The organism is Mumia sp. zg.B17 (genome assembly GCF_019550915.1).
In the GTDB taxonomy this organism is placed as follows: Bacteria; Actinomycetota; Actinomycetes; order Propionibacteriales; family Nocardioidaceae; genus Mumia.
Genome location: NZ_JAHWCI010000005.1, coordinates 177,252 through 190,409, shown reverse-complemented (window position 1 = coordinate 190,409; position 13,158 = coordinate 177,252). Strand labels below are relative to the sequence as shown.

Below are 13,158 nucleotides of genomic sequence, written 5' to 3'. Positions count from 1 at the left end.
GGCCTCAGAGCCGTTTTCGGATCGGCCGGCTCCGCAGGTAGGCGGCGACGTCGTCCCAACGGTCGTCGGCGTTGGAAAACTCGACGTAGTCGCGTGCGCGGCGTAGCCAGTCGAGGGTGCTGGGGCGCAGGCCAGCCAGCCCGTGCTCGATGTCGCCTGCACCGAGCGGAGCCTCGTCCCCCGTCTCGAGTGCACGGTCGATCGCTCGGTCGGCGGCCCGCTCGACGAGGGCACGCAGATCCGCTCCGGAGAAGAACTCGGTCCGCCCGGCCACACGAGCGGTGCTGCCCGGCTCGGCGTGGACATCACGAAGCAGTCGTTCCAGGATCATCTCGCGGGCACGCGCGTCTGGCGGAGGGACGAACACGTGCCGATCGAACCGGCCTGGTCGGACGAGCGCAGTGTCGACGTCCCACGGTGCGTTGGAAGCACCCATCACGAGGATGTCGGTGGTATCGCTGCCGACCCCGTCCATCACCTGGAGCAGCACGTTGGTCAAGCGTCGCGCGGAGTCTCCCTCCGCGCGGTGGCGCTTGTAGGCCAGGGCGTCCAGCTCGTCGATGAACACGACGCAGGGGGCAAACGCCCGTGCGTGGGCGAACGCGTCGGCGAGGTTGCGCTCCGATGCCCCGAAGTAGGGGGAGACGACGTCCTCGATCCGGATCGGGATGAAGGGCAGCCCGCACTCGCCGGCCACCGCGCGCGCCATCAGCGTCTTGCCGCAACCTGGAGGTCCATAGAGCAGGACACCGCCGCCGCCGTGTCGGCCGTACTTCGCGTAGAGGTCGGGCCGGACGTAGGGCATCACGATCATGCGGTGCAGGAGCTTCTTCAGGTCTTCTAGGCCACCGACGTCGCTGAAACGGACCACCTCCGCCGGCTCGGCCGGGGCATCTCCGGAGGGGGCGAGTGCCGTCGCGATGCGCGACTCGAGATCCGACAGCCCTTCGATCTGGCCCCCGCCGCGCGCGACCTCGAGGCACCCGCGCGCGACGCCGAGGTGGCCGAGCGTGAGGGCGAGATCGGCGGCCACCAAGGCTTCTTCGGGAGGAAGGGTATGCGCCGCGAGCAGGCGCGCGTACACCTCGAGTGCCGCGTCGTCGTCGCCGTCGGCGCGCAGTGCCTCGGCCAGGAGGAGCAGGAGGGTCTCGTTGTCCGGGCTGGCCTCGAGCGCGGCGCGCAGTCCCGTGATGCGCGCGTGCCCCGAGGTGGTCACCGCGCCCTCCTCTTCACCCAGGCCGTGAGGACCGCCGGGAGCGCCCAGCTGTACACAAGGAAGGCGACCCACACGGCCGCCACGGTGATCTGAACCGGCTCGGGCATCGTCGCCCGGACCAGCGCGAAGGCGACGTAGGTGACCAGCCACACCTGCCACCAGGCGAAGCGGCTCAACAGTCGCAGTGGCCACATCACGGGGAGCATCGCGATCGCGGCCTGCCGCGCTGCGAGGGCCAGCTCCCGATCGTCGAGGTTGCTCGCCGCCGCCCGGCGCATGCTGCGGACCGCCGTCTCCTGGTCACCGAGCGCTGAGGCGGCGACGGCATCGAGCTGGAGTGCCTCCGGGTTGTCGGGCTCCTCGGCGAGCACGCGGCGCGCCAGATCACGCGCCTCCTCCCAGGCCTTGCGGCCCACCGCGATGCGCGCCCGCAGCAGGGTGAGATCCAGAGCCTCAGGGTCGAGCTCGCGTGCCTGAGCGACCTGACGGTCGGCCTCAGCGAGCCGCTTCTCGTCGACGAGGAACGCGCCGTACCGGGTGCGTATCGCCAGGTCGGACGGGCACAGGGCGAGAGCACGCTGGAAGTGTCGCTCGGCTTCCTTGGGGCGCCTGGAGAAGTCAGCGGCCTGCGCGGCGTAGAAGTGCAGCGGACCGCTGTCGGGGTCGATCTCGAGGCCTCGGAGCGCTACCTCGTACCCTTCTTGGCGACGTCCGAGGCGGATCAGCGCGAGCGAGCGGAGCTCGAAGGCGCGAGCCTGGTCGGGTTCCGACGCGCCCTCGGCGAGGAGGTCCAGGCAACGCTGCGGGTTGCCGACGTCCAGCCAGTGCTCTGCCATCGCCAATGGGTCGCTCGTGCTCGTCATGGGCGGAGCGTAGTGACTCACCTCTCACCGCCGGACCCCGACCCACGCCGCGCCGAGATGCCCGGCGCGACCTGTGCCCGGTTGGCGCCACGTGACGCAGGTCATGTCCGAGGCGTGGTGTCCGAGGACGCGGCTGCCCCTCTCGTGTGAGAGCCTGATCGAGTCCGTTTTAGACCGAATCTTGGGGGTCGTCCTGTGTCGCCGGTCGTCGTCATCGTGCCCGTCATGCTGATCATCGTGGCAGCGGCCGTCATGCTCGGCGCAGTGCTCGCCTACCCGTACCGAGGGAAGCACGTGCCGTCGTCCGTGTGGGGCGCGGAGAGCATCGACCGGCTTCTCGTGGCGATCGCGGACCGGCTCGACATCGGTCGGCACCCCGAGGCCGAGGTCGCCGAGGTCGCCGACGCGTCAGGTCAGCGTCGACCAGGCTGAGGCGATCCACGGCACCGCCAGGCTGAAGGTCGGCACCAGCACCACGACGGCGGCGACGACGTAGCAGGTGAGCGCCTCGACGCGACCCGCAGGTGCGGCGGCGCTGACCTCGTTCTCGAGCCGGTCCATCCGGCGTACGAGCGTGCTGCTCGCTCCGAGCGCCCCGGCAGGGGCGGGGCGGGTGCCGAGCTTGACGAGCGCACGCGCCAGCGGCGTGGTGCCCGCGCGGCGCCTCGCGTGGTCGTCGGCGAGCAGCTCCACCAGGACACGCGTGCTCTCGAGCGCCGCCTCGGTCCGCAGCACCCGCGGGAAGGCCCGGTGCAGAGCCGAGAACGTGTCCACCACGACGTCGTGCCGTGCCCGGAGGTGGGCGCGCTCGTGCGCGAGGACGGCGTCGAGCTCCGCCGGGTCGAGCGAGTCGAGGGTCCCTCGGGAGACCACGACACGCGCGTCGAGGCCAGGGACGCAGTAGGCGAAGGGCTCGTGGGCGTCGAGGATGCGGACCGAGCGGCCCGCGTCGTCGCGGGTGCCGACAAGATCCACCATCGCGCGGTGTCGCCGGCGGGTCGTGCGCACCTCGGCGGCCACACTGAGGAACGACCACACCGTCCGGGCGACGACGACGACGGTGAGCCCGAGGAAGGCGACGTGCAGCACCATCCGTGCCACGCCGGGCTCGGGGTTCGGGGCGCCTTCGTGGACGACCAGCCACAGCGACGCGGACAGCCCGGCGCCGACGACGGCGAGGATCGCGGCGAGCGCGAGCGCCTGCCAGAGGACGACGGCCGCCCGCGGCGCGCGATAGGGCCAGTCCATCCGCGCGAGCATCGCGGGGACGGGCTGAGCCAGCGCGAGACCGATCAGCCCGAGCAGGAGCGGGGTGGTCATGAGCTCGTGGCCGGCGTCTCCGGAGGCTGCGTCGCCTCGATGCGCGCGAGAGCCTCGCGCAGAGCTCGGGCGTCGTCGTTGCTGGCGGTCTCGGCGAAGTGCACCAGCGCCGCCGTACGGTCGTCTCCGGCCGAGGCCAGGACCTCGTGCAGCAGCGTGGCGGTGAGCTCGTCACGACCGACGGTGGGCGCGTAGGTAAACGCGCGTCCGCTCCGGTCACGGTCGACGACACGCTTGCGGGCGAGCCGGTCGAGGATCGTCGTGACCGTCGTGTAGGCCAGGTCCCTGCGGGGGGTCAGAAGGTCCAGGACCTCGCGTCCGGTCAGGGGGGTGGCGGACTCCCAGAGGAGGTCCATCACCTCGCGCTCGAGCTCGCCCAGTCGTGCCATGGCTCAAGGGTACCGGGGGGCTACGACTCTGTGTCGTACCCCACCTGCTGATCTACGACACTGCGTAGTAGCGTTTCTCCTACAGAGCGTCGTCGACGGTCTGGCGAGGACTCGCCGGATTCGCCGCCCACCGGCTCCGGATTTAGCCTGACGATTGATCGAGCCTTGAGGGGCACCATGGAAGCACTCGAGATCGCACGGTGGCAGTTCGGGATCACCACCGTGTACCACTTCTTCTTCGTACCGATCACCATCGGACTGTCATTTCTCGTCGCAGGCCTCGAGCTGGCCTGGGTGCGCACGCGCAACGAGAAGTGGCTCCGTCTGACGAAGTTCTTCGGCAAGATCTTCCTGATCAACTTCGCGATGGGCATCGTGACCGGCATCGTGCAGGAGTTCCAGTTCGGGATGAACTGGTCCGACTACTCGCGGTTCGTCGGTGACATCTTCGGTGCGCCGCTCGCCGTCGAGGGCCTGCTGGCGTTCTTCCTCGAGTCGACATTCCTCGGCATCTGGATCTTCGGGTGGGACAAGCTCTCGCCCGCGCTGCACAACGCCTGCATGTGGATCGCCGCTGTCGGCACCGCGCTGTCGGCCTACTTCATTCTCGCGGCCAACTCCTTCATGCAGAACCCGGTCGGCTACACGTTCAACGCCGAGCGCGGACGCGCGGAGCTCGAGAGCTTCACCGACGTCCTCACCAACAAGGTCGTGCTCATCACGGTCCCGCACACGCTGTTCGGTGCCTTCATGGTCGCCGGCGGGCTGATGGCCGCGGTGTCGATGTGGTGGCTGATCCGCCGCAAGCCCGCGGACGCCGACGCCTTCCGATCCACCCTGCGCCTCGGAGCGGTCACTCTGCTCGTCGCGGGCCTTGGCACGATCGTCACCGGCGACATCCAGGGCAAGATCATGACCGAGGTGCAGCCGATGAAGATGGCGGCTGCAGAGGCCCTGTACGAGGATGCCCAGCCCGCGCCGTTCTCCGTGCTCACCATCGGGTCGCTCAGCGGTGACAAGCCGTTCTACCAGCTCGAGGTGCCGCACGTGCTGTCCTACCTCGCGACGGGCACGTGGGACGGTGAGGTGCGCGGCATCAACTCGCTCCAGGCCGAGTACGAGGAGACGTACGGCCCCGGCAACTACAAGCCGTACATCCCCGTCACCTACTGGAGCTTCCGCCTGATGATCACGTGCGGTGGTCTGGCGATGGCGATCGGCGCGTGGATGCTCTGGTCGACCCGCGGGGGTCGTGTGCCGCGTGGCGACAAGCGCTGGCCGATCTGGCTCGCCGTCGCCTCGATGCTCCTTCCGCTCCTCGCGAACTCCTTCGGCTGGATCTTCACCGAGATGGGTCGTCAGCCCTGGATCGTCTTCAGCCTGATGCCGACCGAGGCCGGAGTGTCGCCCAACGTCGGCGCCGGCACGGTGCTCACGTCCTTGATCGTCTTCACCCTCGTCTACGGCGTTCTCGCGGTGATCGAGGTCAAGCTGCTCCTGGCAGCCGTCAAGAAGGGGTTGCCCGAGGTGGACCCGGACAACGAGACAGGCAAGCAGCCCGACGACCGCCCGATGGCGTTCGCGTACTGAGAGGAGAGGGATCATGGAACTCACCACCATCTGGTTCTGCGTCATCGCGTTCCTCTTCATCGGCTACTTCGTGCTCGAGGGATTCGACTTCGGTGTCGGGATGCTGCTGCCGATCCTCGGCCGCAACGACCGCGAACGCCGCACGATGATCAACACGATCGGCCCGCTCTGGGACGGCAACGAAGTCTGGTTGATCGTCGCCGGCGCGAGCATCTTCGCCGCGTTCCCCGAGTGGTACGCCACCTTGTTCAGCGGGTTCTACCTCCCGCTGCTGCTGATCCTGGTGGCGCTGATCGTGCGCGGGGTCGCCTTCGAATACCGCCACCAGCGCGACGACGCGACCTGGAAGAGCCGCTGGGACGCCGCGATCATCTTCGGCTCCTTCGTCCCGGCCCTGCTGTGGGGTGTCGCGTTCGGCAACATCGTCCGCGGCGTCGAGATCGACGCCGACAAGAACTACGTCGGCGGCTTCTTCGACCTCCTCAACCCGTACGCGCTGCTGGCGGGCGTGGTCATGCTGACGCTGTTCCTCACCCACGGCGCCAACTTCCTCGCCCTCAAGACCAGCGGCATCATCCACGAGCGGGCGCGGGCGTTCTCGCTCAAGATCGGCCTCGTCGCCGCGGTGCTGGCCGTCGCATTCCTGCTCTGGACCTGCCTCGACCACGACAAGGTCTGGGTCTGGGCCCTGTCCGGGCTCGCGGCGCTGACGTTCGTGGGCGGCCTGCTCGCAGCCTGGGCACGGCGCGACGGCTGGGCGTTCATGGGGACGATGGCCGCGATCGGTCTCGCCGTGATGTCGCTGTTCGTGGCGCTGTTCCCGGACGTGATGCCGTCCACCCTCGATCCGGCCTACAGCCTGACGACGGAGAACGCGGCCTCCACCGACAAGACGCTCACCATCATGAGCTGGGTGGCCGTGGTGTTCGTCCCGATCGTGATCGGCTACCAGGCGTGGAGCTACTGGGTGTTCCGCAAGCGGATCAGCGTCGACTCGATCGCGGTCGAGGACGACGAGCACCTGCACTCGCCGGTATGACAACCCTGAACGTACGGACCGCCTCGTCGCCGCCGCTCGACCCCCGCCTCGTCCGGCGGTCGCGGGCGGTCCGTACCTACCTCGCCGCCAGCGTCGTGATCGCGACGGCGATGGCGGCGCTGGTCGTTGGCCAGTCGTGGCTCATCGCCCGGGTCGTCTCGGAGGGGTTCGAGCGGTCGGGACTGGTCGACGTCGTCACCGCCGCCGTGCTGGCACTGGCTGCGGTGATCCTCACCCGCGCCGTGCTCGGCTGGCTCCACGCGGTCGTGTCGGCACGCGCGGCGGCACGGGTGAAGGTGCAGCTGCGCGAGGAGGTGGTCGGCCGGCTTCTCGACGGTGCGCCCCACCACGGGGCTCGCCCGGAGTCGAGCCACGTCGTCACACTGCTCGGGCCCGGCATGGACAAGCTCGACACCTACTTCGCGCGCTACCTCCCACAGCTCGCGCTGGCTCTCACCGTGCCGGCGGTGGTGGTCGTCGCGGTGTTCGTGGCCGACCCGTTGTCGGGGATCACGATCGCCGTGACGCTCCCGCTCATCGTGGTGTTCATGGTGCTGGTCGGCTACATGACGCGTGACCGGACCGAGCGGCGGTGGCGCGCGATGGTCCGGCTCAGCCACCACTTCGCCGACGTGCTCGACGGACTCGTCGTGCTCAAGGTCTTCGGGCGCTCGCGCAACCAGACCGAGGGCATCGCCGAGGTGGGCGAGCGCAACCGCAAGGAGACGATGGGTGCCCTGCGCCTCGCCTTCCTGTCGTCGTTCGTGCTCGAGCTCGTCGCAACGATCTCTGTCGCCCTCGTCGCCGTGTCGATCGGTCTGCGGATCGTCGAGGGCCACCTCTCGCTGATGACTGGTCTGTTCGTCCTCGTGCTCGCGCCGGAGGCCTACCTGCCGATCCGCCAGGTCGGCGCCCACTTCCACGACTCGGCCGAGGGGCAGGCGGTCGCCGACGACGTTTACGCGATCCTCGACGACCAGGACGTCGCCGTCCGCCGGACCGTCGCACCGGACCTCGGCGGCGCAACGATCGTCGTGGACGACGTCTCCGTGTCCTACCCGGGGCGTACGACACCCGCTCTCGCGCCGACGTCGTTGGTGCTCGAACCAGGACGCGTGCTCGCCGTCACCGGCTCGTCGGGGTGCGGCAAGAGCACCCTGGTCGATGTGCTGATGGGATTCGTCGCCCCCACCACCGGCCGTGTCACCGTCCGTGCGGCCGACGGAACGACGTACGACCTCGCAGACATCGACCTCGCCTCGTGGCGTTCGCGCATGGCCTGGGTGCCGCAGGTGCCCGGTCTGCTGTCGGGGACCGTCGCCGGCAACGTCCGTCTGGGGGCGCGTGACGCCTCCGACGACGAGGTCGCCGAGGCGCTCCGCGACGCCGGCGCGCCCGATCTCTCGCCGCAGCGCGAGGTCCACGAAGGCGGGGCCAACCTGTCGGCGGGGGAGCGGCGGCGTCTGGCCGTCGCCCGGGCGCTGCTGCGGGTACGCCGAGCAGGAGCGACCGTGATGCTGCTCGACGAGCCCACCGCCGGCCTCGACACCGCGGCCGAGGAGGACGTACGACGAGCGCTGCGCGCCGCCGACGTCACCGTGCTGGTCGTGGCGCACCGCCGCGCACTCGTCGACGACGCCGACCGGGTCGTACCCCTCGTGCCCGCGGGGATGGCGGCATGACCACCGCGCGCCGCCAGCTGGTCCTCGGCGGCTTCTTCGGGCTGCTCGCGAGCCTCAGCTCGATCGGGCTGCTCCTCGTCTCCGCCTGGCTGATCTCGCGTGCGGCCCAGCACCCGCCCGTGCTCTATCTCATGCTCGCGATCGTCTCCGTGCGGGCGTTCGGGATCGCGCGCGCCGCGCTGCGCTACGTCGAGCGGCTCTACACCCACGACGGCGCCCTGCTTGTGGGCACCTCGATCCGGCTCGCGGTCTATGAGCGGCTGGAGCGGCTGTCGCCCTCGACGCTCGCCGCGGGCCGACGCGGGGAGAGGATCGCTCGGATCGTCTCCGACGTCGACGCGATCCAGGACCGGATCGTCCGGGCGACCATCCCGCGGGCCGTGACCGCGGTCTCGTCGGCGATCGTGGTCGGGTTCGTCCTCGCGATCTTCCCCCGCGGCGGCCTCGTGCTGGCTGCGGCGGTGGTCGTGGCGTGGGTCGGCGTCCTCGTCGCCGTACGGACCGGAGGGAGTCGTTCCAACGCGGCGACCGCCGGGCTGCGCGGTGAGCTCGCCGCCGAGGTCGCGGAGACGCTGCGCACCTCGCGCGACCTCGTGGCGTACGGTGCCGCCGAGGATGCCCGTGCCACGGTCGCGCGCACGGGGGAGAGGCTCGCGGAGACCGAGCGCCGTGCCGCCTTCCTCGACGGACTCGGCGTCATGGTCGTCCGGATCTGTCTCGGCGTCGCGACGTGCCTGATCGCATGGGCGGGTGTGGCCGCCGTCGCCGACGGCGCCCTGAGCCCGGTCCTGCTCGCCGTGGTCGTCCTCGCCCCGGTGGCGCTCGCCGAGCCGCTCGAGGGCCTGAGCGCGATCGAGCAGCAGGCGCAACGGTCGGCAGCCTCCCGGCGACGCATCGACGAGCTGGTCGCCGCTCACGACGACGTGGTGGATCCGGAGCACCCTGCACCCGACCCCGCCGGGTTCGACCTCCACCTGCGCGACGTCGCCCTCGGGTGGGGTGAGGGCGAGGATCTCGTCCGTGGCCTCGACCTGGACCTCCCAGAGGGTGCGGTCGTCGCGGTCTCGGGACCGAGCGGGTCGGGCAAGTCGACCCTCGCCGCGGTGCTCCTGAGGCTCGCCGCACCGAGGGCGGGCACGATCACCCTCGGCGGTACGCCGATCGACGCGCTGACCGGTGACCAGGTCCGCCAGGTGGTGGCGACCCTCCGCCAGGACGAGCACGTCTTCGACACCTCGATCCGAGAGAACCTGAGGATCGCCGACCCGCAGGCCGACGACCGTACGCTCCTGGCCGCCCTCGACGCGGCGGGTCTCGGGGCCTTCGTCGCAGGGCTGCCCGACGGTCTCGACACCGAGGTGGGGGAGAACGGCGGCCGCCTCTCCGGCGGGGAGAGGCAGCGTCTGGGACTGGCCCGGCTGCTGCTCGGAGGGCACCGCGTCCTCGTGCTCGACGAACCCACCGAGCACCTCGACGCGGCGACCGCCGAGGCCCTGCTGCGCGACCTCGTCGCGCTCGCCCCGGAGCGCTCCATCCTGCTCGTCAGCCACGACGAGCGAGCGCTCGCGGCCGCGTCGCACGTCGTCCGGATCGGCGAGCCCACTAGGATCAGGGATCGTGTCTGACACCACCACGCTCTACGTCTTCATCGGTCTCGCCGTCGCCGTCCTCCTGATCGGAGGGATCGCCGCCTTCGTGGTCGGCTCGCGGGGCAAGGCCCTGCCGCCGGCCGACACCGTCGACCGCCGTCTCGACGACCTCCGCGAGCGCCCCGAGCAGGAGCCTGCACCGACCGGTGACGGGGTGGAGCCCGTGCTTCCCGAGCCGGGCGAGATCGACGAGTCCGACACCGGCAACGAGCCCGGAGCCGTCGCGACCGCTCCGACCGCGCCGGGACCCGCGATCGAGGAGCCCGCGCCCGCCGCGGGCCGGTTGGTCCGGCTCCGTACCCGGCTCGCCCGCTCCCAGTCCTCGCTCGGCAAGAGCCTGCTCGCACTCCTCGGCCGTGACCGTCTCGACGAGGACACCTGGGAGGAGATCGAGGACACGCTCCTGACCGCCGACGTGGGCGTTGCGCCGACGCAGGAGCTCGTCGAGCGCCTCCGCACCCGGATCCGGGTCGAGGGTGTCGCCGACCCCGCGGTCGCCCGGTCGATCCTGCGCGAGGAGCTCGTGACGCTGGTCGACCCGTCGTACGACCGCAGCATCGCCGCCAAGGGTGTCGACGGCGCCCCCGGCGTGGTGCTCGTGGTGGGCGTCAACGGCACCGGCAAGACCACGACCGTCGGGCGGCTCGCACGCGTGCTGATCGCCGACGGCGACAGTGTCGTGCTCGGCGCCGCGGACACCTTCCGCGCCGCGGCCGCCGACCAGCTCCAGACCTGGGGCGAGCGCGTCGGTGTCCCGACCGTCCGTGGTCCCGAGGGCGGCGATCCCGCCTCGGTCGCGTTCGACACCGTCAAGACCGGCAAGGAGGGCGGCTACGACACCGTCGTCATCGACACCGCCGGCCGCCTCCACACCAAGGCCGGCCTGATGGACGAGCTCGGCAAGGTCAAGCGGGTCATCGAGAAGCAGGCACCGGTCACCGAGGTGCTGCTCGTCATCGACGCGACCACCGGTCAGAACGGCCTGACGCAGGCTCGGGTCTTCGCCGAGGTCGTCGACGTCACCGGGATCGTGCTCACCAAGCTCGACGGCACCGCCAAGGGCGGGATCGTCATCGCCGTACAGCGAGAGCTCGGGGTCCCCGTCAAGCTCGTGGGGCTCGGAGAGGGCGCCGACGACCTGGCGCCGTTCGTGGCCGACGAGTTCGTGGACGCGCTCCTGTCCTGACCCACCCGGTCCCCGACCGCCCGTCCCCGTCCCCGATTTGTGCAGTTGAGCAAGGAATCCGGGGACGCAAACCCGTACCAACTGCACAAATCGGGGACGGGACGGGGCGGGGTCAGCGTGCGCGGGCGAGGAACCGCTTGAGGAGGGGCCCGGCGGTCTGAGAGCCGGACTCGCCCGTCTCGACGAACACCGCGACCGCGAGGTCGCCCTTGGTCGCCACCATCCAGGCGTGAGTCTTCACCGGTGAGCCGTACTCGGCCGTCCCCGTCTTGGCGCCGACCTCACCGCCGAGCCCTGCGAGCGCGCGGCCGCTGCCGTCGGTGACGACGCGGCGCATCAGCGCACGGAGCTGGCGGGCCTCGGCGGGTTCGAGCGTGGACTCGACCTTGGGCGCCTCGCGATCGGGGAGCAGCACGGGCACGACCGTACGGCCGGCGGCGACCGACGCGGTCACGGTCGCCATCGTGAACGGCGAGGCGAGCACCTTGCCCTGGCCGATCATCGACGCCGCGTGCTCGGTCGTGGGTGCCTCGGTGGGAACGGAGCCGAAGTAGGACGGGAAGCCCAGGTCCTGGTCGACGCCCATCCCGAGCGAGGCCGCGGCGGAGGCGAGGTCGCTCTGCGCCACCCTGTCCCGCAGCCCGATCATCGACGTGTTGCACGACTGCGCAAAGGCCTCGGTGAACCGGATGCGGCCGAGCGAGCTGCTGGGGTAGTCGTCGTAGTTCTTGAACGACTTGCCGTTCACGACGGTCGTCGCGGGGCACGGCGTGGTCGTCGTCGGGTCGACACCGGCGCGCAGCGCGGCGAGCGCGGTCGTGATCTTGAACGTCGAGCCCGGGGCGTACTGCCCGGTGGTCGCGATCGCCTGTCCTGCGGCACCCGGGCCCGTCGCCGCGGCCAGCACAGCGCCGGTCGAGGGCTTGATCGCCACCAGCGCGCTGGCCGGCTTCGTCCCGGCGAGCACCTCCTCGGCGAGGATCTGCAGACGCTGGTCGAGCGTCGTGCGCAGCGGCTCACCGGGGACCGGCGCCTGCTCGTACGCCGGCACGTCCTTGATCGACGGGGACGGGTTCGCCGGGTCGGACACGGCGTCGCTGACGATGTCGACGACGTAGCCGTCGCGACCGCGCAGCTGCTCGTCGTAGCGCAGCGCGAGCCCCGACAGACCGGTGAGGTCGCCGGTGGACAGACGTCCGTCGCTCTTGTCGATGAGCTCCTTGGTCGCCTCGCCGACCGAGCCGAGGATGGCGGAGGCGAAGGTCCGGGTCGGCGCCAGCGGCAGCGTGTCACCAAGGATCTTCGCTCCGAAGACCGACTCGGGGTCCCCGTTGGGTGCTCGCTGCTCGGCACGCAGCACGATCGCCTCCACGAACGCCTTGGGACCCGCCGCCGCGACCTCGGCGGCGTAGTCGTCCGCGTCGATGCCGAGGATCCGCGCCAGCGCGCGGGCAGACGACTGCTGGCGGGCCGCGGGGACGGCCGTCTTGTCGATCCCGATGCGCTGGACGGAGCGCTCGGTGACCAGGACGGTCCCCGAGCCGCCGAGGATGTCTCCGCGCTGCGCCGGCACGGTGCGTACGCGCAGACGCTGGCCCTCGGCGAGGTCCGGGGCGACCAGCGACGGCGACCAGGCGACCGTCCAGGTGTCGTCGGCACGACGCATCTCGGCCTTTGTCTCGTACTCCCAGGCGACGTCGGGCCCGAACTCCCAGCGGTAGGCGAGGGTGGCGGTCGCCGTCTCGTCCTCCTCGGCGACGCCCTTCACCGAGACGGTCGGCCGGAGGTCGTCGAGGCCCTTGGTGATCTGCGTCAGCTCGGCGCCCGCGGCGGAGTCGTCGATCTCGACGCCGGAGAGGTCGAGGCTCGAGAGACCCTCGGCGAGCTGCTCGGCCTCCGGCTCGGCCGGCGAGCCGCTGCAGGCGCCGAGCACGCCGGCGCCCAGCACGGTGGCCAGGGCGAGGGTCACACGACGGCGGGCGGACGAGGGGGAGAAGGCCATGCCCTCATCCTCACCCGCCGGAGGTTCATCGGTCGACAAGAGCGGCCGGGTGGGACGGAGCGTCGTTGAAACTCAGGCGTAACACAACCTGGTCAAGTGTCACCTCCATGAAACACAGCGTCGCTCGACCGGAAACGAACCGCCGCGAATCTGAACGCAACGAAGCCGACCCGGACACTGCCGTTCGAGCGCCGGTCACGTCTCAGATACCTAATCCCCTGG

At 70.7% G+C, this 13,158-nt stretch carries 11 protein-coding genes; 6 read left to right on the top strand and 5 right to left on the bottom strand.

What is annotated here, in order from left to right; all coding sequences use genetic code 11:
• Nucleotides 1-4 precede the first annotated feature (4 nt).
• The gene (locus tag KV097_RS06530) at nt 5-1,216 is read right to left on the bottom strand and encodes a 26S protease regulatory subunit (protein ID WP_220365414.1); all 1,212 of its coding nucleotides are present in this window, start codon (nt 1,214-1,216) and stop codon (nt 5-7) included.
• Nucleotides 1,213-2,079: a tetratricopeptide repeat protein gene (locus tag KV097_RS06525; RefSeq protein WP_220365413.1), complete on the bottom strand. Its 867-nt coding sequence runs from the start codon at nt 2,077-2,079 to the stop codon at nt 1,213-1,215. The genes KV097_RS06530 and KV097_RS06525 overlap by 4 nt, the downstream gene beginning before the upstream one ends.
• Nucleotides 2,080-2,304: 225 nt before the next feature.
• Between KV097_RS06525 and KV097_RS06520 the strand changes: the two genes are divergently transcribed.
• Nucleotides 2,305-2,511, top strand: coding sequence for a hypothetical protein (locus KV097_RS06520; protein WP_220346891.1), 207 nt, complete (start codon nt 2,305-2,307; stop codon nt 2,509-2,511).
• Here the strand turns inward: KV097_RS06520 and KV097_RS06515 are convergent.
• Together KV097_RS06515 and KV097_RS06510 are read right to left on the bottom strand one after the other, a co-directional pair.
• A complete protein-coding gene (locus KV097_RS06515) occupies nt 2,488-3,399 on the bottom strand; it encodes a M56 family metallopeptidase (RefSeq protein WP_220365412.1) in 912 nt (303 codons plus the stop codon). The genes KV097_RS06520 and KV097_RS06515 overlap by 24 nt on opposite strands.
• Nucleotides 3,396-3,788: a BlaI/MecI/CopY family transcriptional regulator gene (locus KV097_RS06510; RefSeq protein ID WP_220341229.1), complete on the bottom strand. Its 393-nt coding sequence runs from the start codon at nt 3,786-3,788 to the stop codon at nt 3,396-3,398. Before KV097_RS06510 ends, KV097_RS06515 begins: the two co-directional genes overlap by 4 nt.
• 177 nt (nt 3,789-3,965) lie before the next feature.
• Between KV097_RS06510 and KV097_RS06505 the strand changes: the two genes are divergently transcribed.
• The 5 genes from KV097_RS06505 to ftsY are packed head-to-tail and all read left to right on the top strand — an operon-like array spanning nt 3,966 to nt 10,934.
• Entirely contained in the window at nt 3,966-5,378 is a 1,413-nt protein-coding gene (locus KV097_RS06505) for a cytochrome ubiquinol oxidase subunit I (RefSeq protein ID WP_220346894.1), read from the top strand.
• 13 nt (nt 5,379-5,391) lie between these two features.
• Complete coding sequence (cydB, locus tag KV097_RS06500; protein WP_220346895.1) at nt 5,392-6,417, top strand: cytochrome d ubiquinol oxidase subunit II; 1,026 nt, start codon at nt 5,392-5,394, stop codon at nt 6,415-6,417.
• The gene (gene cydD / locus KV097_RS06495) at nt 6,414-8,099 is read left to right on the top strand and encodes a thiol reductant ABC exporter subunit CydD (protein WP_220346896.1); all 1,686 of its coding nucleotides are present in this window, start codon (nt 6,414-6,416) and stop codon (nt 8,097-8,099) included. The genes cydB and cydD overlap by 4 nt, the downstream gene beginning before the upstream one ends.
• The gene (gene cydC / locus KV097_RS06490) at nt 8,096-9,724 is read left to right on the top strand and encodes a thiol reductant ABC exporter subunit CydC (protein ID WP_220365411.1); all 1,629 of its coding nucleotides are present in this window, start codon (nt 8,096-8,098) and stop codon (nt 9,722-9,724) included. Before cydD ends, cydC begins: the two co-directional genes overlap by 4 nt.
• Entirely contained in the window at nt 9,717-10,934 is a 1,218-nt protein-coding gene (gene ftsY / locus KV097_RS06485; RefSeq protein ID WP_220341234.1) for a signal recognition particle-docking protein FtsY, read from the top strand. The genes cydC and ftsY overlap by 8 nt, the downstream gene beginning before the upstream one ends.
• Nucleotides 10,935-11,046: 112 nt before the next feature.
• On the opposite strand, the gene KV097_RS06480 is transcribed toward ftsY, so the two are convergent.
• Nucleotides 11,047-12,936 (bottom strand): penicillin-binding transpeptidase domain-containing protein, encoded by a 1,890-nt coding sequence (locus KV097_RS06480; protein WP_220365410.1) that lies wholly within the window; start codon nt 12,934-12,936, stop codon nt 11,047-11,049.
• Nucleotides 12,937-13,158: the final 222 nt, after the last annotated feature.

Excerpts from the sequence above, each read along its gene's own strand:
- KV097_RS06505 (WP_220346894.1), top strand. The coding sequence starts at position 3,966 with ATGGAAGCACTCGAGATCGCACGGTGGCAGTTCGGGATCACCACCGTG.
- cydD (WP_220346896.1), top strand. The coding sequence starts at position 6,414 with ATGACAACCCTGAACGTACGGACCGCCTCGTCGCCGCCGCTCGACCCC.
- cydB (WP_220346895.1), top strand. The coding sequence starts at position 5,392 with ATGGAACTCACCACCATCTGGTTCTGCGTCATCGCGTTCCTCTTCATC.
- cydC (WP_220365411.1), top strand. The coding sequence starts at position 8,096 with ATGACCACCGCGCGCCGCCAGCTGGTCCTCGGCGGCTTCTTCGGGCTG.
- KV097_RS06480 (WP_220365410.1), bottom strand. The coding sequence starts at position 12,936 with ATGGCCTTCTCCCCCTCGTCCGCCCGCCGTCGTGTGACCCTCGCCCTG.
- KV097_RS06525 (WP_220365413.1), bottom strand. The coding sequence starts at position 2,079 with ATGACGAGCACGAGCGACCCATTGGCGATGGCAGAGCACTGGCTGGAC.
- KV097_RS06515 (WP_220365412.1), bottom strand. The coding sequence starts at position 3,399 with ATGACCACCCCGCTCCTGCTCGGGCTGATCGGTCTCGCGCTGGCTCAG.
- KV097_RS06520 (WP_220346891.1), top strand. The coding sequence starts at position 2,305 with ATGCTGATCATCGTGGCAGCGGCCGTCATGCTCGGCGCAGTGCTCGCC.
- KV097_RS06510 (WP_220341229.1), bottom strand. The coding sequence starts at position 3,788 with ATGGCACGACTGGGCGAGCTCGAGCGCGAGGTGATGGACCTCCTCTGG.